We start from the raw sequence: 22,815 nt of genomic DNA on the forward strand, positions 1-22,815 counted from the left end.
CCTCGTCAATGCGTCCCCTGGTGCGCCCGGATCTGCGCCACGCGCGTCTCGAGGTCGGTCCAGGGGGCGAGGTCGGCACGCTTGTCGCGCAGATAGGCGGCGATCGCGGCGATCTGCTGGTCGGAAAGCGCGTCGCGGAAGGCCGGCATCACCACCCCGGGCGTGCCCTCGGCCGAGGACACCCCGTCGAGGATCACATGGATCAGGTTCGACGGATCGTCGAGCCGGGTGGAGGAGTTGATGCCCAGCTCGGGCCGTTCGGCGACGATGCTTTCGGCGTTGTAGTGGCAGGCGGCGCAGGCGGTGGCGTAAAGCCGTTCGCCCTCATCGGCGCGCCAGGCGGGATCGGGGCGGCCGGCGGCCAGGCTTGCCTGCACCGCGGGGCTGGCGGCCGGGTCCGCCTCGGGCGCGCCGACGACATCGCCCAGATAGACGCCGATCGCCGTCAGGTCGCTTGCCGGCAGCTCGCGCAGGCCGGCATGCACCACCGGCGCCATCGGGCCCGCGGCGATGCCATGATAGACCCCCGCGCCGGTCGAGAGGTAGCGGGTGAAGTCCGCGGCCGTCCACGGCACCGCCGAGGGGTTCGCGGCGGTCAGTGCGGGCGCGCTCCAGGCGTCGATCGTCGCGCCGGCAAAGCGCGCGCTCTTCTCCTCGGCACCGACCTTGTTGCGCGGCGTGTGGCAGGCGCCGCAATGGGTGACGCCCTCGACCAGATAGGCGCCGCGGTTCCACTCGGCCGATTTCGTCGGATCGTCGGTGTAGCGGCCGAAATCGACGAAGAGCAGCTTCCAGCCCGCCTGCAGGATCCGCTGGTTCAGCGGGAAGGGGATGGTCGGCGCCTGCGTCGCTTCCTTGACCGGGGCGACCGCGGTCATCAGATAGGCATAGACCGCATCGACATCGGCGTCGGTCATCTTGGTGAAGTGGTCGAAGGGGAAGGCCGGGAACAGGTGGCGGCCCTCGCGGTCGACGCCCTCGTGCATGGCACGGCGGAACGCGGCCTTCGACCAATTGCCAATCCCCGTTTCCGGGTCGGGCGTGATATTCGAGGCATAGATGGTGCCGAAATCGGTGGTCACCGGGAAGTTGCCGGCATAGGGCGCGCCGCCGGCCGCGGTGTGGCATGTGGCGCAATAGCCCGCGGCGGCGAGGATGCGTCCCTGTTCCACCTGGGCCGGGTCGAACGCCGGGCGGGCCGAGGGCGGCTCGACGGCATAGGGCGAGTGATACGCGTAGATCCCGAAACCGGCGAGGGCGAGAACGCCGGCACCTGCCAGAATGGAGAGCGTGGATTTAAGCATCAGGGCATCAATCCTTGGTCTTTGTGCGGAAAATCCGGGCAAGAGGCCCGGATGACCTGCGACCAAATAGCGCAACGGCCCCCCGCGTCAATCGAGGCGGACCGGAAAAGCCCTGCACCCGCCTGGCTTTGCGGGAGCGACTGTCTCATTCCCGAGACAGGCTGGACGGGCCCTCGCGCCGCGTCCTATGGTCGCAGACGGGGCCCGGGCCCATCTGTGCCGGATCGGGGTGCCCAGACGGGGAAATGACGATGCAGCAACAGGACCTGCGGCGGGGTGCCGCCGCGATGCCGGGAGCCGAGACGGGGAAGGGCCCGGCGCGGGCGACGATCCGGGCGAGTGACCTGCCGCTTGCGGCGCTTGCGGATCCGTCGGCCCTTGCCCTGATCCTGCGCACCGAGGGGCCGTCCTATCGCCCGGTCGGCGCGACGATGGCACTTGGCCGCGCGGGCGCGGTGGCGGGCACGCTGTCCTCGGGCTGCATCGACGCCGACATTGCCGAACATGCGAAAGCCGTGGCGGGCGAGGGCGTTGCGCGGCGGCTGCGCTATGGCGCGGGCTCGCCCTTCATCGACCTGACGCTGCCCTGCGGCGGCGGGCTCGACATCCTCGTGCTGCCGGCGCCCTCGGCCGATGTGCTGGCCGATCTGCGGGCGCGGCTGGCGGCGCGCGCGCCATTCTCGCTGGCCGTGTCCGGGGCCGGGCTGAGCCTCGGCGCCGATCCGCAGGCCGAACTTGTGTTGCGCGTGCTCCCCGATCCGCGCTTTGCCGTCTTCGGCAAGGGGCCCGAGGCCGTGGCCTTCGCGCGCATGGTCGCCGGGGCGGGCTATGAAACGGTGCTCGCCTCGCCCGATACCGAGACGCTCGCCCCGCTCGACGGCCGCGGCGCCACGGTCGTGCACCTGCCGCAGCCCTCGGCTGTCGCGCAGGTGCCGCTTGATGCCTTCACCGCCGGGGTGCTGTTCTTCCACGATCACGACTGGGAGCCCGCGATCCTGCGCCACCTGCTGGCAAGCCGCGCCTTCTATGTCGGGGCGCAGGGCAGCCGGCGCACGGCGGAAAACCGGCTCGCACGGTTGCGCGCGGCGGGGGTGGCCGAGGCCGATCTTGCCCGGCTGCGCGGCCCGATCGGGGTGATCCCCTCGACCCGCGACGCGCGCACCCTTGCCGCCTCGGTGCTGGCCGAGGTTCTGGCCGAGGCGGTGGTCGCCGGCTGAGGTCTAATGCCCCGGGAAGGCCTCGGTGCGGGCGGTGGCGAGGGTCTCGATCCGCTCGGCCGTCGTCGGGTCATCGAGCAGCTCGGCCAGCGGCGCGTCAAGGCGGCGGCGCCAGTTCGGGTGGTCGTCGATCGTGCCCGGAAGGTTCGGCTGTTCGCGCAGCGCCAGCAGATCCTCGAGCGGCGCCAGCGCAAGGCGCGAAGCGGTGTGGCCAAGGTGGCGCAGGGCGGCACGCACCACCGGCGCCGGGTCGTCGACCGCCGGGCAGGGCGCGCCCGCGCCGATCGTGCCCCACAGCCGGCCGCGGTCCCAGGCGCGATGCGCGTCGGCATCGGCGCGGCTTTCCCCGGGGCCGAAGCGGTGCAGCTTCTCCGCCCAGTCGAGGTCGCGCCCGGTCCACCAGCCCGCCACCGTCGCCGTGTCATGCGTGCCGGTCATCGCCAGGCTCATCGGCGCGTAATCCTGCGGCCCGATGAAGCCCTGATCGCCTGCCCGCTCGAACCACAGCACGCGCATGCCGAGCATCTTCTTCGCCTCGATCGCCTCGGTGAAGCCGAAGGGCTTGGTGCCCAGATCCTCGGCCACGATCAGCGCCTGAGCGCGGTGGCTTTCAAGGGCGGCGAGCCGCAGCATGTCCTCGAACGGATAGCTCAGATAGGCGCCCTCGGCCGAGCTTTGCCCGTCGGGCACGACCCAGAGCCGGGCCAACCCGAAGGCATGGTCGATGCGCAGCCCGCCCGCCCGCGCAAGCGTCGCGCGCAGCATCGCGATGAAGGGGGCATAGCCGCTGTCGCGCAGGCCCCGCGGCGAGAAGCTGCTCAGCAGCCAGTTCTGGCCCTGCGGTCCGAGCGGGTCGGGCGGCGCGCCGATCGTCAGCCCGTCAAGCATCTGGCCGCGCAGCGACCAGCTGTCGCTGCCCGCGCCATGCACGCCGACGGCCAGGTCGGCAATGAGTCCGATCGCCATGCCGCCCTGGCGCGCCGCGGCCTGGGCCGCCGACAGCCCCTCGCGGGCCAGCCATTGGGTGAAGAGGTGGAACTCGACCTCCTCGGCCTCTTCGCGCGCGAACTCGGCCACCGCTGCGCCGTCGGGGTCGTGGAAGGCCGCGGGCCAGGCGCGCCAGCCATCCGCGCCCGTCGGGCGGAACCGGGTATCGAGCGCGTCGAAGATTGCGTGGCGGCGCAGGCCGGGCCCCTCGGCGGCGCTGTCCGCGGCGATGCGGGCGCGGGTCTCGGCGTCGAGCGTGGCGAAGAGCGCGCGCAGCGCGGCGTGGCGCGCGGGCAGGGCGCCGGCCCAGTCGATCAACGCGCCGCCCGGAGCGGCGGCGAGCGGCGGCAGGCCCAGAAGCGCGGGGTCCGCCATGGCGGTGTTCAGGAACAGCCGGCTCGAGGGCGAATAGGGGCTGTAGCCCGCGCCGTGCCCGGGAAAGAGCGCATGCACCGGGTTGATCATCATCGCATCGGCCCCGCGCGCGGCAAAGAGGCGCGCGGCATCCGCCAGCTCGCCAAAGCCGCCGAAGGGGGTGGGGGTGGCGCCGCGCAAGGCCGGGATCTGCACTGCCGGGCCCCAGAAATGCCGATCGCCGAGGGCGTCGATGCCGTGGCAGGTGGGCGGCGCGACGGCGAGCGTCAGCTCGGTCTTGCCGAGAACCAGCCGGTAATAGCCGGGCTCGGTCACCGCGGCGAGGCGGCCATTCGCCAGCGCGATCGGCCGGCTCGTGCCGTCCTCGCAGACCAGCAGCGCGGGGATGTCACCCTGCGGCAGCGTGGCGGGAAGCGCGGTCCCGATCCCGGCCTCGGTGACGATCATCGCGGGGGGCGTCGCGGCCTCGCCGGCGAGCTGGTCGCGGCTGCGCGCGATCTCGGCCGCCGAGCCCACCGGGTAGCCAAGCGCCGCGAGGATCCGCGCCAGCCGTGCCTCGGGGATCACCTGATCCGATCCGAAGATGTCGTGCCAGATCCGGGCGACACCGGCCGCCGCGGCAATCTCTTCGATCGGGGTCATCTGTCCTCCGCTGCACGGCCAAATTGCCGCGCCTTTGCCCGAGCATAGCCGGCCCCCGGGCGGGCGGCAACGGGGCGCTGCATCGCAGCGCACCCGTTCCTGCCATCTCAGGCCGTCTGCGCCGCGGCGATGGCGGCCAGCGCCGCCTCGACCGAGGGCAGCTCGCGCGCGAGCAGCAGGCAGACCCGGGCGAGGTAGAGCTCGGGCGCCTCGGGGGCGGCGCGGTCGATCCCCTCGGCCAGCGCCTCGTAGACCTGTTCGATTTCGTGCTGGGTCATCTCACACCTCCCGGAAGCACAGGGTATCAAGCGCGGCGCGCACCGTCTCGGCGGTGGCCGCCGGCCAGCGTGCACCGACATGCAGGTCGGGGCGGACGAGATAGGCAGCCCCTTGCCCGGCGCCAAGCCGGTCGGCCGCGGCGGAGGGCCAGGGCAGGCAGGCAACAGCGGGGGCGTCCGGCAGCGCCTCGACGGCGCGGGCAAGGGCCGGATCGAAGCAGACCAGCGTGAAGCCGCCGCGGGCCAGCCGGTCCGACAGGAACCCGGCGCCCACCCGCGCCTCGATCATCGCCGCCCCGGGCGCGGGGCCCGCGGCAAAGCCCGGATCGTCGGGCAGCACCGCGGGGCTTTCGGCATAGGTGAAGGGCGTCATCTGCCGCGGATTGGCAAGTTCGCCCGCGAAGGGGTGGGTGAGGGCGAGGCCAAGCGCCGCGTCGCGCAGGATCTGCCAGCCGCGGGTGGGCGGCGTCATGAAGCGCGCGCTTTTCGAGGCATTCGCAAAGACATCGAGCGTCGCGCCGCGCCGCTCGGGGGTATAGCTGTCAATCAGCGCCGCCCCGGCCTTGCCGGTCAGCACATGGCCGAGCTTCCAGCCGATGTTATGGGCGTCGGCAATGCCGTTGTTCAGCCCGCGCACGCCGAAGATCGGCACGATATGGGCGCTGTCGCCGATGAAGATCACCGGGCCCTTGCGGTAGTCGTCAAGCGCCAGCGTGTTGGCCGAGTAGATCGACCACCATTCAAGCTCCCAGGGGCCCGTGTGACCGATCTCGGCCAGCACCGCGGCGACGCTGTCGCGCACGACCTCCTCGCGCACCGCCTCGGCCGGGTCCTCGTCATCGCCAAGCTGATAGTCGATGCGCCAGATGTTGTCGGGCTGGCGGTGGATCAGCACCGTCGCGCCGGGCCGGCAGGCCGGGTCGAACAGCGCGCGGCGGATCGTCGGATAGTCGTGATCCATCTGCACGTCGGCGATGACATAGCGGCCCTCGAAATTCTGCCCCTGCAGGCGCAGGCCAAGCTGGCTGCGCACCACGCTGCGCGCGCCGTCGGCGGCCAGAACCCAGTCAGCGTGGAAGCTGTAGCTTCCCTCGGGGTCGGCGACGGTCAGTCGCGCACCGGCCTCGTCGATCTCGATGCCCTCGAGCCGGCTTTGCCAGCGCGTCTCGATCAGCGGGTTGGCCTCGATCGCCTGCCACAGATAGGCCTCGATGAACTGCTGTTCGAGGTTGTACATCGGGCGGAACTTTTCCTCGGGCCCGTCGGGCATGTGGAACTCGAGGATCTGCCGGCCGCGGTAGAAGCTGCGCCCCGTGGTCCAGCCGAGCGACTTCTCGAGGAAGGGCGCGACCACGCCGAGACTGTCGAGGATGGCATAGCTTTGCCGCGCGATGCAGATCGCCCGGCTGCCGTCGTTGAAGCTGTCCTTCGCCTCGATCAGCACCGAGGCGATGCCCTGCTGGGCGAGCGTCAGCGCAGCGACCATGCCGACGGGGCCGGCGCCGACGATGGCGACGGCCACGTCGCGCGCAAGTCCCGCGCGCGCCGCGCCCTCGGGCGCCGCGAATTGCGGATAGGTGAAATAAAGCGATGCGGTGTCCGCGCGGCCTGCGGGTCTCATGCCGTCCTCCCTGAAACAGTCTCCCGCCCCTGTTTACCGCGCCGGGGCGGGCAGGTATGTCCTTCAAAGCAGGGGACAGGAGGGGACGGATGAGCGGTGTCTACGGTCTGATCGGGGCCTGTCTTGCGTCCCTTGGCGAGGCGGGCTGTGCGGCGCCGCTCCTCGATCTCGCGCAGCGCACCGGGGCGCGGCAGGTGATGGTCTTCGATGTCAGCGCCGAGCGGGCGCGCTGCCTCTTGTCGTGCAACTACTCGGCCGGTCATGTCGGCGAGGCGATGGCGGCGCAGTATCTCGACGGCGCCTTCCGCCGCGATCCGCTGCTGGCCGAGCTTCTCTCGCTCGCCCCCGGATCGCTGCAGCTGCGCGGGCTCGGGGCGGAGAGTGCGGGCGTCGACCCCGACTATTGGGAGGCGCTGTTCGCCCGGCCGGGGCTGGCGGGCAAGCTGAGCGTGCTGGCCGCGGGCGCGACCCGGCGGCTCTTCGTGAACTTCTATCATGGCGAGGGCGAGGCCGGGCGGCTCGATGCGGAGCTTGCCGAGCTGGTCGGCCGGCTCGTGCTGCTCGATGCCGAGGCGCGCGCGCCTTCGGCCCTGCCGCCGGCGCTGACCGCGCTGAGCGAGCGCGAGCGCGAGGTCTGTCTGGGCGTGCTGGCCGGCAAGAAGGCCGAGACCATCGCGGCCGAGCTGGCGCTGTCGCCCGCCACCGTCGCCACCTATCGCAAGCGTGCCTATGACAAGCTTGGCATCACCTCGCGCGGCGCGCTTTTCGCGATCTGCCGGCAGGACTGACGGGGCTTCTGGCGAGGGGGCTTCGGTTCCGGGCGAGGGCGCGCTAGGGTGGCGCCGCAACGACCCAGACGAGGAACTCCCATGCCCGCACCGCACAACCCCTTCAAGGCCCGGCTGAAGACCGGCGAGACGCAGATCGGCCTGTGGGTCTCGCTGGCCGATGCCTCGGTGGCCGAGCTTGCCGCGCACTGCGGTTTCGACTGGATGGTGATCGACGGCGAGCACGGGCCGAACGGGCTGCGCGACGTGATGGACCAGCTGCGCGCGGTGGCCGAGCGCACCCATCCGGTGGTGCGGGTGCGCGACGACGACCGCGCGCGGATCAAGCAGATGCTCGACATCGGGGCGCAGACGATTCTGGTGCCGATGGTCGAAAGCGCCGAGCAGGCGCGCGAGGCGGTGCGCTCGATGCTCTATCCGCCGGCGGGCGTGCGCGGCGTCGGTGCGATGCTCGGCCGCGCCACCGGCTATGGCGCGATCGGTGATTACCTTGCCACCGCGAATGACGAGGTCTGCCTGCTGGTGCAGGTCGAGAATCGCAAGGGCCTTGCCGCGCTTGACGAGATCCTGACGGTCGAGGGGGTGGACGGGGTCTTCATCGGCCCGGCCGATCTGACGGCCGACATGGGCCATGGCACGAACAGCGCGGCGCCCGAGGTGCAGGATGCGATCCGCGACGCGATCGCGCGCATCCGCGCCGCGGGGCGGGCGGCGGGGATCCTCTCGACCGACCCGGCGGTGGCGCGGCGCTATGCCGAACAGGGGGTCGCCTTCCTCGCCGTCGGCACCGATGTCGGCGTGCTCGGCACCGGGCTGCGGACCCTGCGCGCGGGCTTCTGACCTTCGGCCGGGCCTGCCGCGCGGGCGGGCCCGGCACGCGATGCGGCCGGTCCCTCATTCCGGGTCCCTCATTCCCCGGGCGCATCAACTCCGCCGGATTCGTCATTATGCAGGGCCGGCGGAAAAGGCGTATTCCGCTTCAGGCATCCACCTGACGCGGCACATACAGAATGACGTCTTCCCTCCTTCCGCTCTCGCTCCCCGGCATCGCCGGCGCCGCACGCCCCCTCCGGGTGCGGAGGAACGGATGATGGGCGTGCCGCGGATCTTGCCCCGGACCGGGGTGCTGCCGCTGAACCGGATCGCCGGCGGGCTCGCTGTGGCGATGATCGCCGCGCTTGTCGCGGGGCAGGTGGGCGGGCGCTTTGCACCCGGCCTTGCGGCGCTTGACTGGGTGGCCGCTGCGGCTGCGGTGACGCTCGCGGTGATCCGGTTGCCGCAGGTGCAGCGCATCGCGCGCCGCTTCGCGATCGGCGCGATGGTGGCGGCGGCGCTGGTCGCGATCTTGGCGCCCGAGGCGCTGCCGGCGATGCAGCGCGCGCTGTTTCAGGGCACCGCCTTCTCGGCTTTCCTGACCACGCTCGGCCTGATCCGGGCGCCGGTGCGCGCCTCGAAGGTGATCGGCGCCGCGGCGGCGCGGCTTTTCGCCTATCCGGCGCGGCTGCGCGCCCTTGCCATGACCTTCGGCGCGCAGTTCCTGTCGGTGCTGTTCAACATCGGCACGATCGGCATGATGTCGGACATCGCCGCCGACCATGCCGCCCGCGCCAAGGCCGAGGGCAAGCCCGGCATCGACCCGGCGCCGGTGACGCTCGCCGCGCTGCGCGGCACGCTGATGATGACGGTGTGGAACCCGATCGGCGTCGGCTTTGCCATCGTCACCTCGGCGATCCCGGGGCTCGATCCCGTGCTCTTCCTTGCGCTCAGCTTTGGCGCGGCGATGCTGGTCTCGGCGGGCGGTCTGCTGCTCGATCGTGGCGCGGGCACCCCTGATCCCGAGCGCGAGGCGGTGCCGGGCGGCGGCCGGGCGCTCGCCGCGATCCTTGCCGCGGTGGCGGGGCTGATTGCCGTCACCCTCGGGCTGCACCGGGCGCTGGATGTCAGCTTCCTCACCGCCGCCTGTCTGGTGCTGCCGCTCCTTGCCGTCCTCTGGCCGCGGCTCGAGCCCGCGGCGCGCGGGGCGGGGGCGCAGCGCCCGCTTGATGCGCTTTCCGAGGCCTCGGCGACGATGGCGAACGAGGCGACGATCTTCCTCGCCGCCGCGGTGATCGGCGCCGGCGTCTCGGTTGCGCTGAACGCGCTTGGCGTTGGCGCCCTGATCGAGAGCGGCGCGCTGCCGGCGCTGGCCGTCATCCTCGGCTGTCTCGTGCTGATCCCGCTCGCCGGTGCCGCGATGATCCCGCATTCGATCGTGATGGTGCTGGCGGCGCAGCTCTTCGGCTCGGGCCCCGTGGGCGCCGCCCATCCGCTCGCCCTTGCCCTTGCGCTGTGCTTCGCCTGGGCGCTCGCGATCTCCGCCTCGCCGATCTCGGCGATGTCGATCATCACCGGCCGGGTTCTCGGCCTGATGCCGGCGCGTGTCACCTTCGGGGTGAACCGCGCCTTCACCCTCTACGGGCTCGGCGCCGCCGCGGCGCTCGTCTGCCTGACCTATTTCCTCGAATAAAAGACCACAGGAAGGACCTCTCATGTCGCTTGCACCCGAAACCCGGAGCCTGCTCGAAGCCCTTGGCGTTGATGCCGCGCGCACCACGGCCGGCACGATGCCGAGCTTCTCGCCGGTGACCGGCGAAGAGATCGCCGCGCTGACCCCGGACACGCCCGCGACCGCCGCCGCCGCCGTCGCCCGCGCGAAGGAGGCCTTCAAGGCCTGGCGTCTGGTGCCGGCGCCGAAGCGCGGCGAGCTTGTCCGTCTTCTGGGCGAGGAGCTGCGCGCCGACAAGGTGGCGCTTGGCAAGCTCGTCTCGATCGAGGCCGGCAAGAGCCCGTCCGAGGGCCAGGGCGAAGTGCAGGAGATGATCGACATCTGCGACTTCGCCGTGGGCCTCAGCCGTCAGCTCTACGGCCTGACCATCGCCACCGAACGCCCCGGCCACCGGATGATGGAAACCTGGCATCCGCTCGGCGTCGTGGGCGTCATCACCGCCTTCAACTTCCCGGTCGCGGTCTGGGCCTGGAACAGCGCGCTGGCCTTCGTGTGCGGCGATGCGGTGATCTGGAAACCGTCGGAAAAGACCCCGCTCACCGCGCTTGCCTGCGAGGCGATCCTTGCCCGTGCGCTCGCCCGTTTCGGTGCGGCGCCCGAGAACCTGAGCCAGGTGCTGATCGGCGCGGGCGATGTCGGCAACGTGCTGGTCGAAAGCCCGGACGTGGCGCTGATCTCGGCCACCGGCTCGACCCGGATGGGCCGCATCGTCGGGCCGAAGGTGGCGGCGCGCTTCGGTCGCTCGATCCTGGAACTCGGCGGCAACAACGCCGGCATCGTCTGCCCCTCGGCCGATCTCGACATGACGCTGCGCGCGGTGGCCTTCGGCGCCATGGGCACGGCGGGCCAGCGCTGCACCACGATGCGCCGCCTCTTCGTGCATGAAAGTGTCTATGACGCGCTGGTGCCGCGGCTCATCAAGGCCTATGCGAGCGTCACCGTCGGCAACCCGCTCGAGACCCAGGCCCTTGTCGGCCCGCTGATCGACAGGCAGGCCTTCGACGCGATGCAGGCCGCGCTTGCGGCGGCGCGCGCGGCCGGCGGCACGGTGCATGGCGGCGCACGCGAGGCGATCGGCTCGGACGCGGCCTATTACGTGCACCCGGCGCTCGTCGAGATGCCCGAACAGGTCGGCCCGGTGCTCGAGGAAACCTTCGCGCCGATCCTCTATGTGATGAAATACAGCGATTTCGACGCGGTGCTCGAGGCGCATAACGCCGTGGGCGCGGGGCTCAGCTCGTCGATCTTCACCCTCGATCTGCGCGAGATGGAGACCTTCCTGTCGGCGCGCGGTTCGGATTGCGGCATCGCCAACGTCAACATCGGCACCTCGGGCGCCGAGATCGGCGGCGCCTTCGGCGGCGAGAAGGAAACCGGGGGTGGCCGCGAAAGCGGGTCGGATGCGTGGAAGGGCTACATGCGCCGGGCCACGAACACGATCAACTTCTCGCGCGAGCTGCCGCTCGCCCAGGGCGTCACCTTCGACATCGACTGAGGCCGGAAATGACCGTGCACATGCCTGAAACGGCCGGGTTCGTCCCGGCCGATCGGATCGCCACGCTTGGCGTGTCCGAGATCCTGCAGATCGGGGCGCGGGCCGCGGCGATGAAGCGCGCGGGCCGGCCGACGATCATCCTTGGTGCGGGCGAGCCCGATTTCGACACGCCCGAACACGTCAAGGCCGGTGCCGCGCAGGCGATGGCCGAGGGGCGGACGAAATACACCGCGCTTGACGGCACGCCCGAGCTGAAGGCGGCGATCGCCGAGAAGTTCCGCCGCGAGAACGGTGTCGACTATCCGGTCAGCGCGATCACCGTCGCCGCCGGCGCGAAGCAGATCCTGTTCAACGCGCTGATGGCAAGCCTGAACCCGGGCGACGAGGTGATCATCCCGACGCCGTGCTGGACCTCGTATTTCGACATCGTGCGGATCGCCGGCGGCGTGCCGGTGGCGGTGCCCTGCGATGGTGCGCAGGGGTTCCGGCTGACGCCCGGGGATCTGGCCGCGGCGATCACCCCGCGCAGCCGCTGGGTGATCCTGAACTCGCCCTCGAACCCGACCGGCGCGGCCTATGCCGAGGCCGATTATCGCCCGCTCCTCGATGTGCTGCTTGCCCATCCGCAGCTGTGGCTGCTGGTCGACGACATGTACGAGCACATCACCTATGACGGCTTCCGCTTCGTCACGCCCGCGGCGCTCGAGCCGCGGCTGAAGGACCGGATCCTGACGGTGAACGGGGTCTCAAAGGCCTATGCGATGACCGGCTGGCGGATCGGCTATGCCGGCGGGCCCGAGGCGCTGATCCGGGCGATGGCGGTGGTGCAGAGCCAGTCGACCTCCTGCCCGAGCTCGATCAGCCAGGCGGCGGCAGTGGCGGCGCTGACCGGGCCGCAGGAGTTGCTGGCCGAGCGTGCCGAGAGTTTCCGGCGCCGCCGCGATCTGGTCGTCGCCGGGTTGAACGCGATCGAGGGGATCGAGTGCCGGGTGCCTGAGGGGGCGTTCTACACCTTCGCCTCCTGCGCCGGGCTGATCGGGGCGGTGACGCCCTCTGGCCGGGTGATCGACAGCGACCGCGCCTTCTGCGCCTGGCTGCTCGACGAGGCCGACGTGGCGATGGTGCCGGGGGCGGCCTTCGGCCTCTCGCCCTATTTCCGGATCTCCTACGCCACCTCCGAGGCCGAGCTGCGCGAGGCGCTTGACCGCATCGCGCGGGCCTGCGCCACGCTGACCCGGCCGCGCTGAGCGGCGGGCCGCCCCCCGCGCCGGGGGCGGCCGCATCCTCACAGGAACATGCCGCCCGAGACCTCGATGCGCTGGCCGGTGACCCAGCGGGCCGCGTCCGAGCACAGGAAGGCGACGACCGGGCCGATGTCCTCGGGCCGGCCGGCGCGGCCAAGCGCGGTCTGGCTGGCGATGAAGGCATTGACGCGGGCATCGTCGCGCACCGCGCCGCCGCCGAAATCGGTCTCGATCGCGCCCGGGGCGACGACATTCACCCGGATGCCGCGCGCACCGAGCTCCTTCGCCTGATAGCGGGTCAGAACCTCGATCCCGCCCTTCGCCGCGGCATAGGCGGCATAGCCCGGCAGCGCGAAGCGCGCGAGCCCGGTCGAGACATGCACCACCGCGCTGCCGTCGCCGAGCAGGCCGAGCAGCGCCTGCGTCAGCAGGAAGGCGGGCTTGAGGTGGGTGGCAAGCATCTGGTCGAGCTGCGCCTCCGAGGTCTCGGCGAAGGGCGCGTTGATGCCGACGCCCGCGTTGTTCACCAGCGCATCGAGCCGGTCGGCGCCGAACTCGGCCGGCAGCAGCGCCGCAAGGGAGGCCGCGAAGCCGCCGTAGGACGCGCTGTCGGTCACATCGAGCTGCAGCGCCGCGGCGCGCCGGCCGAGCGCGCGGATCTCGGCCGCCACCGCCTCGGCCCGCGCCGCGCTGCCCAGATAGGTCAGCACCACATCGGTGCCCGCCCGCGCCAGCGCAAGCGCCATGTCACGGCCAAGCCCGCGGCTTGCACCGGTCACCAGAGCAATCGCCATTTTCCTTCTCCTTTGCCGGAAATCATCTGCGGCAGAGATAATCCGACGGGGATGACGGATAAACCGGCCGCCATTGACATCATCTGTCGAAAGGCGCGAACAATCGGCATGGACAGAATTCAGCAGATGCAGGTCTTCATCCGGGTGGTGGAGAGCGGAAACTTCACCCGCGCGGCGGCGGTGCTCGGGCTGCCGCGCTCGACCGTCTCGACCACGGTGCAGGCGCTCGAGGACCGGCTCGGCGCGCAGCTTCTGGCGCGCACGACGCGCGTCGTGCGTCCGACGCCGGAGGGGCTGCAGTTCCTCGAGACCGCGCGCGATCTGGTCGACGCGATGGCGCAGGCCGAGGGGCTGTTTCGCGACCGGCCCGAGGCGCTTGCGGGGCGGATCCGGGTCGACATGCCGAGCCGGATGGCCCGGCATGTGGTGATCCCGCATCTGGCCGAGTTCCGCGCCCGCCATCCGGGGCTTGCCATCGACCTCAGTGCCACCGACCGGATGACCGACCTGATCGCCGAGGGGGTGGATGCGGTGGTGCGGATGGCCGAGCTCGAGGACAGCGAGCTGATCTGCCGCCGGCTCGGCACGGTGGCGATCCTGACCTGTGCCGGGGCGGGGTATCTCGCCGAGCACGGCCGGCCGGAAACGCCCGAGGATCTCGGCGGGCATCTGCTGGTGAATTACGCGCTGCGGATGCCCGCGGCCGAGGCGCTGTGGGAGGGGCGGCGCGCGGGCGTGGCGATCTCGGTGCCGATGCAGAGCCATCTGTGCGTAGACAATGCCGAAAGCTATGTCGCGGCGGCGCTTGCGGGGCATGGGCTGGTGCAGCTGCCGGCCCATGGCGTGCGCGAGGAGCTGCGCACCGGGCAGCTTGTGGAGGTGCTGGCCGCATTCCGCCCGGCGCCGGTGCCGCTCTCGATCCTCTACGCCCGCCGCCGCCACCTGGCGCCGCGGCTGCGCGTCTTCATGGACTGGCTCGAGGCGCTGATGCGGCGAGAGGGGGTCGTGGGCGAGGGCGGGAATGGCCCCGCGGCATGGCGTGAGAGTTGACGCTAAAATATTTTGAAAGTAAGAATCGATTCTATGATGCAGAGTCGTTCTCGCCGCCGCGGGAGGAAAGCTCTCGGCCGGTCGGGATGGGACCCGGGCCAGGAGGTGCGGCGCCGGACGGCTGACATCACCAAGGGGAGGAGATTGTTATGAAATACCTGGTGGCGGGGGCTGCACTGTCGGCCGCGCTTTTCACCTTCACGGGCGCCTCGGCCGAGAGCCTCGCCGAGATGAAGCCGATGACGCTGCGCGTTGCCTCGCTCTACGGGCCGGACAGCTGGTTCACCGCGCCGATGGAGGCCTTCACCAAGCGGGTCGAGGCACGCAGCGGCGGCAAGGTCACCTTCGAATACTACTATGCCGGCAGCCTCGTGCCCGCCTCGGAACTGACCTCGGCGCTCGGTGCCGGGCTGTTCGACTTCGGCTTCGTGCTGCCCGCCTACGAGCCCGCGAAATTCTCGGTCGACCAGTGGCAGGGCAGCCTGGCCATTCCGACCGAGCAGAACCCGGTGCTCGAGGTGGCGACCACGGCGCTTGCGGGCTATGAGTGGAACGCCGGCATGACGGCGCACAGCCAGCAGCTGCTTGATGCCGGGATCTTCGCGGTGATGCCCTCGTTCTCGATCACCGGGCCCTATGGCGTGCTGTGCCGCGACGACAATGCGACGCTCGCCGATCTTGCCGGCAAGCGCAGCCGGGTTGCGGGCGACACCTGGACGAAGGAGGCGCAGAACCTCGGCCTGACCCCGGTCGCGCTGCCGATCACCGAGGTCTATCAGTCGTTCCAGTCGGGCGTGATCGACTGCTGGATGGGCGGGCTGGCCGATGCCGGCGCGAACGGCTTCTTCGACCATGCCAAGTATTTCAACCTCGGCGTCGGGCTGACCGCCTATGCGCAGGCGGTCTATGGCTTCAACCTCGACACCTGGAAGGCCTTCCCGCAGGAGCTGAAGGACATCATCTGGGACGAGACGGCGCAATATTCGTCCGACCTGCTGCAGGCCGCGCTCGAGCAGCAGCTGCGCACCGCGACCTCGAGCATCGCGAGCGGCGTGATCTACACCACCCCCGATGCCGAGATGCGCAAGAAGGTCGATGACTTCCACGATGCGGTGCGCGCGAATGCGGTGGCCGCCAGCCCGAAGGAAGTGGCCGATCCCGCCGCCGAGGTCGCCCGGCTGACCGCGCTGCGCGCGAAGTGGCGCACCATCCTGAGCGATGAATTCGGCTTTGGCGGCGCGTACACCTCCTGGGGCGATTTCGTCGCCAAGGGCGGCACGCTGCCCGACTTCGCGCCGCTGGCGCAGCGGATCCGCAGCGAGATCGTCGCGCCCTACGCCGCCGCGACCCGCTGACCGGCAGGTCCCGCCCGGCGCCGGCACGGACGCGGCGCCGGGCGATCCGGACCGCCTCCGGCGCCGCGTCGGCGCCGGCCCCATCCCCCCATCTCGATGCCGTGCCTGCCCGTGGCGGCGCCGGCATCCCAACTCGAGAGAGTGTCCATGATCACGCCCCCGAACCGGCGCAAGACCTCGATATGGAGCCTGGGCAAGTCCGTCCTCGTCGGACTGGGTACCTTCTGCCTTTATGCCCTTGTCGCGCTGACCTTCACCGATGTGCTGTCGCGCAACCTGTTCAACACCCCGATCCCCGGCGCCCTCGAGGTGACGCAATACTGGCTGCTGGTGCCGATGGTCTTCATCGGCATCTGGTGGGCCGGCCTTGGCCACGAGCACGTGCGCGTCACCATGCTGACCGAGGTGCTGGGCCGCAACGCGCTGAAGCTGGCCGAGGCGATCGTCGCGCTGGTGGCGATCGCGATCTTGCTGCGGATGGCGCTGCTTGGCTTCCATGTCGCCTACGAGAGCATGATCGACGGCGAATATACCGGCGCCTACAAGATCGTGATCTGGCCGGTGCGCTTCGTCACCGCGGTCGGCTTCCTCAGCTATGCGCTCGTCCTGCTGCGCCACCTCGTCGTGGTGCTGAAAGGCCGCGATACCGATTCCGACGACCATCTCGAAAGCCCGGAGGCGCTGTGATGAGCAAGGCAACGACACCGACCGCCGATCTGGCCGCGTCTGATACCGCGGCGTCGCTTCACCCCTGGAAGGGGGTGAGCTGGGTGATCCTGCTGACGGTCCTTGCGGCCGCCTTCGGGGGGCTCTTCTTCGCCGACATGGCGCGCGAGCTGCGGGCGCTGGTGGCGCTTGGCATGATGTTCGCGCTGATGGGCCTTGGCATGAGCGTCGGGCTGGCGATGGGGATCTCGGGCGCCCTTGGCCTCTATGCGGTGATGGGAACGCGGGCGCTGGATGCGACGCTGTCGCAGACGCCCTTCACCTCGGCCTCGAGCACGACCTTCATTGTGCTGCCGATGTTCGTGCTGATGGGGCTGATGCTCTGGTATTCGGGCATCACCACCAAGCTTTACGCGGCGGCGCGGATCCTGTTCTTCTGGCTGCCGGGCAACCTTGCGGCGACGACGAACATCGCCGGGGCGGGCCTTGGCGCGATCAGCGGCTCGACCGTGGGCAGCACCTATGCGCTCGGCCGGATCGCGATCGCCGAGATGCTGCGCTTCGGCTATGACAAGCGCCTTGCGGTCGGCGCGGTGCTCAGCGCCGGCACCATCGGCCAGCTGATCCCGCCGAGCATCATGATGGTGATCTTCGCGGGATTTGCCGAGGTGCCGGTCGGGCCGCAGCTGCTGGCGGGGACGATCCCGGGCATCCTGCTGACCCTTGCCTATGTGCTGACCGTGGTGGCGATCGCCCTGTTCCGCCCCGACTGGGTCGGCGAGGCGGCGCGCGGCGCGAAGGCCGCGAAGGTCGAGGCGACACCGGCCCCGGCTCCTGCCCTGAGCCCGCGCGAGAAGCTGCGCATCGTCGCCGAGGCCTGGCCGGTGCCGGTGCTGATCGCGGTGATCTTCGGCGGGCTTGGCGGCGGCTTCCTGACGGTGACCGAATGCGCCTCGGTCGGCGCGCTCGGGGCGATGGGATACTGCTTTGCGGTGCAGGACCGGCGCAGCTTCCTGCGCTCGCTTTCGGGGGCGGCGCGGGGCACGCTCTCGGCCGTGGGCTCGGTCCTGATGCTGATCATCGGCGCCGCGATCCTCAGCCGGCTGCTCGCCGTCACCGGCGCCGCGCAATGGCTGTCGTCGCACATGCTGAGCCTGACCAGCAACGCCTTCGTGTTCTTCACGCTGCTGATCGTGCTCTACCTCGTGCTGGGCATGTTCATGGATGCGATCGCGATGATGCTGCTGACCGTGCCGCTGATCATGCCGATCGTCGTCGCGGCGGGCTACAATCCGATGTGGTTCGGGGTGTTCCTGGTGCTGATGGCCGAGATCAGCATCCTGACGCCGCCGGTAGGGCTTCTGGTGTTCATCGGCCACCGCATGGCGCAGGACCCCGAGATCAACATCGGCCACCGGATCTCGCTTGCGGATGTGTTCTCGGGGGTGCTGCTCTTCGTGCCGCTGGCGCTGGCGGTGGTGATCCTGATCACCGTCTTCCCGCAGCTGGTGACCTGGCTGCCGGCGCAGATGATCCAGTGAGCGCAATGGCCTATGCTGGCACAACGCCGCGGGACAAGACCCGCGGCGCCCTGCGCCCCCACGACGGGGCGGGGCAAGACCGGAAACAGGACGCAGAGGCGCAGGACCATGTCGAAACGAGGTGACGCAAAATCGCTGGCGCTGGATGTCTATCAGCGGATCCGCCAGGACATCTTCGACGGCCGCTTTGCCCCCGGGGCGCGGTTGCAGCCGAGCCTGCTGGGCAAGGCCTACGAGGCCAGCACGACGGTGATCCGCGAGGCGCTGATCCTGCTCAGCGGCGACCGGCTGGTGCAATCGTCAATCGGGCAGGGCTTCTTCGTGCCGATGCTCGACCGCCAGGAGCTGCGCGACCTGACGCTGATCCGCTGCCACAACGAGAAGCTGGCGCTGGCCCTCGCGATCGAGCGCGGCGGTGTCGAGTGGGAAACCGAGGTGCTGGCGGCGCATCACCGTCTGACCCGCACCCCGCGCCGCAGCGCGGGCGACGAGCTGCACGGCAACCCCGAATGGTTCAGCGCGCACCGTGCCTTCCATTCGCGGCTGGTCGAGGCCTGCGGCATCCCGGCGCTGATCGACATCTGCGAGAAGCTGGCCTCCGCGACCGAGATCTATCGCGTCTGGTCGAGCCCGGTCACCACCAGCAGCGCGCGCAACGTCGAGCACGAGCATGCCGAGATCCTCGCGGCGGTGTTGCGGCGCGACACCGACCGGGCGACGGCGCTGCTGCTCGAGCATTACCACGCGACCGAGGAAAAGCTGTTGGCAAACTGGCCCAGGGACGTGTCCCCCGCGCCCTGACAATCGCGGGGCGCGCGCCCCGCTCCCCATCCCGGAATGATGCGCATCGCGGTGATGCGCACACGAGCATCTTGCCCGGCGGGCAACCCATGCCGGCGCCTGCCGGCCATCACGAGGAGTGACGAATGCGTCTTGTTTCTTTCACCGACCAGAGCGGTCAGGCAAGCTATGGCACGGTCGAGGGCAGCGAGGTTCTCGATGCCGGATCGGTGCTGCGGTCGCGCTGGCCCGACCTGCGCGCGGTCGTGGCCGCCGGTGCGGTGGCCGAGCTCGCGGGCCTCGGTCCGCGCCGCCCGCTCGCCGATGTCCGCCTTCTGCCGCCGATCCCCGAACCCGGGAAGATCCTCTGCATCGGGCTGAACTATCTGTCGCACATCGCCGAGACCGGGCGCGAGCGGCCCTCCCACCCGTCGATCTTCACCCGCTATCCCGCTTCGCTGGTGGGCCACGGCACGCCGCTCGTGCGGCCGAAGGCCAGCCAGGCCTTCGACTACGAGGGCGAGCTTGCGGTGATCATCGGCAAGGGCGGCCGGCATATCCCGGCCGCCGAGGCCTTCGACCACGTCCTCGGCTATACCTGCGTGAACGAGGGCTCGATCCGCGATTTCCAGATCCACACGCCGCAGTTCTGGCCGGGCAAGAGCTTCGAGGCCTCGGGCGCGATCGGCCCCTGGATCGTCACCGCCGATGCGATCGACGACATCACCCGGGCCGAGCTGACGACCCGCGTCGACGGCGCGGTGGTGCAGCGCGCGTGGCTCGATGATCTGGCGATCGGCATCCCCGAGATGATCGCCTATATCTCGACGGTCATCACGCTGAGCCCGGGCGACGTGATCGCCACCGGCACGCCGGGCGGGGTCGGCAAGTTCCGCAAGCCGCAGCTCTATCTCGTGCCCGGCATGCAGGTCGAGGTCGAGATCACCGGCATCGGCACCCTGAAGAACGGCGTCGTCGACGAATGACGCCCTGCGCCGCCTGGCGGGCAGGCGGCGCGAAACCCCAACCGGCGGCGCCCCGGGCGCGCGCCCACGAAGGAGACGGTTCGATGAACATGAGGTTTGCGGGCAAGACCGCGGTGGTGACCGGCGGCGTCGGCGCGCTTGGCACGGCGATCGGTCTGCGCATTGCGCAGGAGGGCGGGCGGGTGTTCCTGGCCGACCAGAAGCCCGACGGGGTCGAGGCGGTGATGGCGGCCTTCGAGGGGCTTCCCGCGCCGCAGATCGTGCCGCTCGATGTCACCTCCGAGGAGGACTGGCAGCGCGCGCTCGAGGGGGTGGTGCGTGAGGCCGGGCGGCTTGACGTTCTGGTCAATGCCGCCGGTGTCGTCGGCAGCGCGAGCTTCCTGATCGATGCACTGCCGATGGCGGAATGGCGCCGGATCATGTCGGTGAATGCCGACGGCACCTTCCTCGGCACCCGCGAGGCGATCCGGGTGATGAAGGAGACGGGCGGCGGCGCGGTGGTGAACATCGGCTCGACCACCGCCTTCCTCGGCAGCGTCGACGCCATTCCCTACAACGTCAGCAAGGCGACGGTGCGTGCGCTGACCCGCAGTGCGGCGATGAGCGCGGGCAAGAGCGGCTATCGGGTGCGGGTGAACGCGGTGCATCCGACCTGGGTCTGGACGCCGCTGATCGAGGCGATGCTGCTGAAGCGCTATGGCTCGAAGGAAAAGGCGCTCGAGGTCATCCTGGCGCAGCACTGCACCGACCGCCTGCCGATGCCGGCCGACATCGCGAATGCGGTGGCCTTCCTCGCCTCGGACGAGGCCAGCCTGATCACCGGCGCCGATCTGGTGGTCGACGGCGGCCGCACCCTCGGCTGAGATCCGTGCTGTCCCTGCCGCCCGCCGGTGCGGGTGGTGCGGTCAGCCGCGAAAGCCGCTCGCAAAGCTTTCGGCGATCGCCATCACCGCGGCGTGGATCGGCCCCGCGGTGATCGAGGGGATGACCGAGGCATCGACGATCCACAGGTTGTCGAGCCCGCGCATGGCCAGATCGGCATCGGTGATCGCGGCCTCGTCGCGGCCCATGGCGCAGGTCGCCACCGGGTGGTGATGGGTGATCGCGACGCGGGCGATGAAGGCGTCCAGCTCGGCATCGCTGCGCAGGGCGGGGCCGGGCAGCACCTCCTCGGCGACCCAATCGGCGAGGGCGGGGCTCGCTGCGATGGCGCGGGCGCGTTTCAGTGCGACGCGGAACAGGTGGCGGTCATGCTCGGTCGACAGATAGGCCGGGTCGATCATCGGCGCATCGGAAAGCGCGGGGCCGGTGATCGCCAGCCGGCCGCGGCTGGTCGGGTTGGTGACGCCGAAGAGCAGGGTGAAGCCGGTGCCGGGGGCAGGGGCCTCGACCCCCTCGGCGACGCTCGGCGCGACGACGCAGCCGACCACGATTTCGGGCCGGCCGGTGGTGCGCGCCGGGTCCTCGGCCTGATAGCTCAGGCTTTCCGAGACCTGCAGCTTCGAGGGCGCGACCGGGCGTTTCGAGCGGCACACGACGCCCGCGCCCAGCATGTGATCGTGCAGGTTGCGGCCGAGCTCGGTCCGTTCCATCCGGCAGGGCACGCCCGCCGCCGCCAGCACCGCCGGATCGCCGATGCCCGAGCGCATCAGCAGCAGGGGCGTGCCGATCGCGCCAAGCGACAGGATCACCCGATCGGCTGCAAGCACCTGCTCGGTGCCCTCCACCCGCAGCTCGGCGCCGGTGACGCGGGCGCCCTCAAGGCGCAGCCGGTGCACCTCGGCCCCGGTCAGCACGGTCAGGTTCGGCCGCGCCAGAACCGCGGGGGTCAGCCAGGCCTCGGCGGTGGTGATGCGCCGCCCGTCGCGGATCATCAGCGCATTCGGCGCGGTGCCGATCAGCGCGCGCCCGCAATGGTCGCGCAGCCGCGGCTGCCCCATCGCGACCCAGCCGGCGATGAAATCGCGCACCAGCGGGTGGGTCTCGGCCTCGGGCAGCAGGATCGGCATCGGCCCGGCATCGCCATGCAGATCGTCGCCGCCGCAAGACCAGCTTTCGGTTGCGCGGAAATGCGGCAGCAGGGCGTCATAGCTCCAGCGCTGCGAGCCCGAGGCCGCGACCCAGTCCTCGTAATCCTCGGCATGGCCGCGGACGTGGAACATCGCGTGCAGGTTGCTCGAGCCGCCAAGCGCCTTGCCGCGGGCCCAGTGATGCACCCGCCCGGCGGTGCCCGGCTGCGGCACGGTGGTGTAATCCCAGTCATAGGGGCGGCCCTGCAGGAAGGGCCACATCGCCGGGCGGGCGATGTCGGGATCGGTCGGGCGCGTGCCCGCCTCGACCAGCGTCACCCGGCAGGCGGGATCGGCGCTGAGCCGGGCCGCGAGGATGCAGCCGGCGGACCCGGCCCCCAGAATGAGAATGTCCGTCATCTTGTCCCGATCATGCCGCGTCGGTCGAGCGTGAGCCGAGCCGCCCGGTCAGCTTGCGTTGCGTTCGTTCGAGGTGCTCATACATCGCCTCTTCGGCCCGGTCCGGGTCGCGCGCCGCGATCGCCTCGGCGATGGTGCGGTGTTCGTCGTCGCGCATCCGCACCCGTTCCTCGGTGGTGCGGCTGTCGGCGTCGCTGTCGGTGAAGCGCAGCCGGGCATCGTTCTGCACCCGGTGCAGCAGGATGTGCAGTTCCGAGGCGAGGCTGTTGCGCGAGCCGGCGGCGACGGCGCGGTGGAACTCCTGGTCGGCCTGGCTCGGGCTGAGGCCCGAGGGCGATTGCGAGGTCTGCAGGATGCGCGCGATCTCGTCGGGCGAAGCGCGCAGCGCCGCGAGCCGGGCCAGCGCCGGCTCGATCATCAGGCGCATCTCCATCACCTCGAGCGGATTGGTCGACTGCACCAGCCGGGTGCTCGAGGGCGCGCGGTCGGCCAGCGCCCGCCGCCCGGCCCGCGCCGGATCGATCTCGCCGGCGTCGCGCAGCACCTTCAGCGCCTTGCGCAGCGCATGGCGCGAGACGTTCAGCTGTTCCGACAGGGTCCGTTCGGGGGGCAGCTGCGGCATCTCGGCGATGATCTCGCGCAGCCGCGCCAGCACCGCGCCGAGGGTGTCGTCCGGCGCCTGCGTCGCCGTGGTGTCGTCTCGATCCGTCATGCCTTG

Annotated in this window: 20 protein-coding genes; 13 read left to right on the forward strand and 7 right to left on the reverse strand. The window is 70.7% G+C overall.

The genetic code is table 11. The features are described from left to right. Positions 1-5: 5 nt before the first annotated feature. Positions 6-1,304, reverse strand: coding sequence for a cytochrome c (locus DYS74_RS13410; protein WP_121534197.1), 1,299 nt, complete (start codon positions 1,302-1,304; stop codon positions 6-8). 251 nt (positions 1,305-1,555) lie between these two features. Here DYS74_RS13410 and DYS74_RS13415 point away from each other — a divergent pair, with 251 nt between their 5' ends. Continuing rightward, a complete protein-coding gene (locus DYS74_RS13415) occupies positions 1,556-2,521 on the forward strand; it encodes an XdhC family protein (protein WP_183077531.1) in 966 nt (321 codons plus the stop codon). A 3-nt stretch (positions 2,522-2,524) separates the two neighbouring features. On the opposite strand, the gene malQ is transcribed toward DYS74_RS13415, so the two are convergent. From malQ to DYS74_RS13425, 3 genes are all read right to left on the reverse strand, one after another. Then, entirely contained in the window at positions 2,525-4,525 is a 2,001-nt protein-coding gene (gene malQ / locus DYS74_RS13420) for a 4-alpha-glucanotransferase (RefSeq protein ID WP_121534199.1), read from the reverse strand. Positions 4,526-4,632: 107 nt separating this feature from the next. Then, positions 4,633-4,803, reverse strand: coding sequence for a hypothetical protein (locus tag DYS74_RS18690; protein WP_183077532.1), 171 nt, complete (start codon positions 4,801-4,803; stop codon positions 4,633-4,635). 1 nt (position 4,804) lies between these two features. After that, positions 4,805-6,424, reverse strand: coding sequence for an FAD-dependent monooxygenase (locus DYS74_RS13425; protein ID WP_121534200.1), 1,620 nt, complete (start codon positions 6,422-6,424; stop codon positions 4,805-4,807). An 89-nt stretch (positions 6,425-6,513) separates the two neighbouring features. Here DYS74_RS13425 and DYS74_RS13430 point away from each other — a divergent pair, with 89 nt between their 5' ends. The 5 genes from DYS74_RS13430 to DYS74_RS13450 all read left to right on the forward strand — a co-directional run bounded on the left by DYS74_RS13430 (position 6,514) and on the right by DYS74_RS13450 (position 12,499). Further along, entirely contained in the window at positions 6,514-7,212 is a 699-nt protein-coding gene (locus DYS74_RS13430) for a response regulator transcription factor (protein WP_183077533.1), read from the forward strand. Positions 7,213-7,293: 81 nt separating this feature from the next. Continuing rightward, positions 7,294-8,052, forward strand: coding sequence for an HpcH/HpaI aldolase family protein (locus DYS74_RS13435; protein WP_121534202.1), 759 nt, complete (start codon positions 7,294-7,296; stop codon positions 8,050-8,052). A gap of 247 nt (positions 8,053-8,299) precedes the next feature. Next, positions 8,300-9,718 (forward strand): hypothetical protein, encoded by a 1,419-nt coding sequence (locus tag DYS74_RS13440; RefSeq protein WP_121534203.1) that lies wholly within the window; start codon positions 8,300-8,302, stop codon positions 9,716-9,718. Positions 9,719-9,740: 22 nt separating this feature from the next. Continuing rightward, the gene (amaB, locus tag DYS74_RS13445; protein WP_121534204.1) at positions 9,741-11,252 is read left to right on the forward strand and encodes an L-piperidine-6-carboxylate dehydrogenase; all 1,512 of its coding nucleotides are present in this window, start codon (positions 9,741-9,743) and stop codon (positions 11,250-11,252) included. Between the two features lie 8 nt (positions 11,253-11,260). Next, positions 11,261-12,499 (forward strand): pyridoxal phosphate-dependent aminotransferase, encoded by a 1,239-nt coding sequence (locus tag DYS74_RS13450; RefSeq protein WP_121534205.1) that lies wholly within the window; start codon positions 11,261-11,263, stop codon positions 12,497-12,499. A gap of 38 nt (positions 12,500-12,537) precedes the next feature. Here DYS74_RS13450 and DYS74_RS13455 read toward each other — a convergent pair whose 3' ends face one another. Then, on the reverse strand, positions 12,538-13,290 hold the full coding sequence (locus DYS74_RS13455) for an SDR family NAD(P)-dependent oxidoreductase (RefSeq protein ID WP_121534206.1): 753 nt from the start codon (positions 13,288-13,290) through the stop codon (positions 12,538-12,540). Positions 13,291-13,398: 108 nt separating this feature from the next. Between DYS74_RS13455 and DYS74_RS13460 the strand changes: the two genes are divergently transcribed. The 7 genes from DYS74_RS13460 (at position 13,399) to DYS74_RS13490 (ending at position 20,531) form a co-directional block, all read left to right on the forward strand. Beyond that, the gene (locus DYS74_RS13460; protein ID WP_121534207.1) at positions 13,399-14,340 is read left to right on the forward strand and encodes a LysR family transcriptional regulator; all 942 of its coding nucleotides are present in this window, start codon (positions 13,399-13,401) and stop codon (positions 14,338-14,340) included. A 149-nt stretch (positions 14,341-14,489) separates the two neighbouring features. Then, entirely contained in the window at positions 14,490-15,695 is a 1,206-nt protein-coding gene (locus DYS74_RS13465; RefSeq protein ID WP_121534208.1) for a hypothetical protein, read from the forward strand. Positions 15,696-15,842: 147 nt separating this feature from the next. Continuing rightward, complete coding sequence (locus DYS74_RS13470) at positions 15,843-16,382, forward strand: TRAP transporter small permease (RefSeq protein ID WP_183077534.1); 540 nt, start codon at positions 15,843-15,845, stop codon at positions 16,380-16,382. Further along, positions 16,382-17,902: a TRAP transporter large permease gene (locus DYS74_RS13475; protein ID WP_121534210.1), complete on the forward strand. Its 1,521-nt coding sequence runs from the start codon at positions 16,382-16,384 to the stop codon at positions 17,900-17,902. Before DYS74_RS13470 ends, DYS74_RS13475 begins: the two co-directional genes overlap by 1 nt. A 108-nt stretch (positions 17,903-18,010) precedes the next feature. Then, the gene (locus tag DYS74_RS13480; RefSeq protein WP_183077535.1) at positions 18,011-18,703 is read left to right on the forward strand and encodes a GntR family transcriptional regulator; all 693 of its coding nucleotides are present in this window, start codon (positions 18,011-18,013) and stop codon (positions 18,701-18,703) included. A 125-nt stretch (positions 18,704-18,828) separates the two neighbouring features. Beyond that, positions 18,829-19,668: a fumarylacetoacetate hydrolase family protein gene (locus DYS74_RS13485; protein ID WP_121534212.1), complete on the forward strand. Its 840-nt coding sequence runs from the start codon at positions 18,829-18,831 to the stop codon at positions 19,666-19,668. An 83-nt stretch (positions 19,669-19,751) separates the two neighbouring features. Beyond that, on the forward strand, positions 19,752-20,531 hold the full coding sequence (locus DYS74_RS13490; RefSeq protein ID WP_183077536.1) for an SDR family NAD(P)-dependent oxidoreductase: 780 nt from the start codon (positions 19,752-19,754) through the stop codon (positions 20,529-20,531). Between the two features lie 42 nt (positions 20,532-20,573). Here the strand turns inward: DYS74_RS13490 and DYS74_RS13495 are convergent, their stop codons facing one another. Beyond that, positions 20,574-22,097 carry a GMC family oxidoreductase gene (locus DYS74_RS13495; protein ID WP_121534214.1) on the reverse strand — a complete coding sequence of 508 codons (1,524 nt, stop codon included), beginning with the start codon at positions 22,095-22,097 and terminating at the stop codon, positions 20,574-20,576. A gap of 10 nt (positions 22,098-22,107) precedes the next feature. Then, positions 22,108-22,809 carry a FadR/GntR family transcriptional regulator gene (locus DYS74_RS13500; RefSeq protein WP_121534215.1) on the reverse strand — a complete coding sequence of 234 codons (702 nt, stop codon included), beginning with the start codon at positions 22,807-22,809 and terminating at the stop codon, positions 22,108-22,110. Positions 22,810-22,815 lie beyond the last annotated feature (6 nt).

The organism is Paenirhodobacter hankyongi, assembly GCF_003664585.1.
Classification (GTDB): domain Bacteria; phylum Pseudomonadota; class Alphaproteobacteria; order Rhodobacterales; family Rhodobacteraceae; genus Rhodobacter; species Rhodobacter hankyongi.

Coding starts and splice junctions, on each gene's coding strand:
- DYS74_RS13410 (WP_121534197.1), bottom strand. CDS start 1,304: ATGCTTAAATCCACGCTCTCCATTCTGGCAGGTGCCGGCGTTCTCGCC.
- DYS74_RS13415 (WP_183077531.1), top strand. CDS start 1,556: ATGCAGCAACAGGACCTGCGGCGGGGTGCCGCCGCGATGCCGGGAGCC.
- malQ (WP_121534199.1), bottom strand. CDS start 4,525: ATGACCCCGATCGAAGAGATTGCCGCGGCGGCCGGTGTCGCCCGGATC.
- DYS74_RS18690 (WP_183077532.1), bottom strand. CDS start 4,803: ATGACCCAGCACGAAATCGAACAGGTCTACGAGGCGCTGGCCGAGGGG.
- DYS74_RS13425 (WP_121534200.1), bottom strand. CDS start 6,424: ATGAGACCCGCAGGCCGCGCGGACACCGCATCGCTTTATTTCACCTAT.
- DYS74_RS13430 (WP_183077533.1), top strand. CDS start 6,514: ATGAGCGGTGTCTACGGTCTGATCGGGGCCTGTCTTGCGTCCCTTGGC.
- DYS74_RS13435 (WP_121534202.1), top strand. CDS start 7,294: ATGCCCGCACCGCACAACCCCTTCAAGGCCCGGCTGAAGACCGGCGAG.
- DYS74_RS13440 (WP_121534203.1), top strand. CDS start 8,300: ATGATGGGCGTGCCGCGGATCTTGCCCCGGACCGGGGTGCTGCCGCTG.
- amaB (WP_121534204.1), top strand. CDS start 9,741: ATGTCGCTTGCACCCGAAACCCGGAGCCTGCTCGAAGCCCTTGGCGTT.
- DYS74_RS13450 (WP_121534205.1), top strand. CDS start 11,261: ATGACCGTGCACATGCCTGAAACGGCCGGGTTCGTCCCGGCCGATCGG.
- DYS74_RS13455 (WP_121534206.1), bottom strand. CDS start 13,290: ATGGCGATTGCTCTGGTGACCGGTGCAAGCCGCGGGCTTGGCCGTGAC.
- DYS74_RS13460 (WP_121534207.1), top strand. CDS start 13,399: ATGGACAGAATTCAGCAGATGCAGGTCTTCATCCGGGTGGTGGAGAGC.
- DYS74_RS13465 (WP_121534208.1), top strand. CDS start 14,490: ATGAAATACCTGGTGGCGGGGGCTGCACTGTCGGCCGCGCTTTTCACC.
- DYS74_RS13470 (WP_183077534.1), top strand. CDS start 15,843: ATGATCACGCCCCCGAACCGGCGCAAGACCTCGATATGGAGCCTGGGC.
- DYS74_RS13475 (WP_121534210.1), top strand. CDS start 16,382: ATGAGCAAGGCAACGACACCGACCGCCGATCTGGCCGCGTCTGATACC.
- DYS74_RS13480 (WP_183077535.1), top strand. CDS start 18,011: ATGTCGAAACGAGGTGACGCAAAATCGCTGGCGCTGGATGTCTATCAG.
- DYS74_RS13485 (WP_121534212.1), top strand. CDS start 18,829: ATGCGTCTTGTTTCTTTCACCGACCAGAGCGGTCAGGCAAGCTATGGC.
- DYS74_RS13490 (WP_183077536.1), top strand. CDS start 19,752: ATGAACATGAGGTTTGCGGGCAAGACCGCGGTGGTGACCGGCGGCGTC.
- DYS74_RS13495 (WP_121534214.1), bottom strand. CDS start 22,097: ATGACGGACATTCTCATTCTGGGGGCCGGGTCCGCCGGCTGCATCCTC.
- DYS74_RS13500 (WP_121534215.1), bottom strand. CDS start 22,809: ATGACGGATCGAGACGACACCACGGCGACGCAGGCGCCGGACGACACC.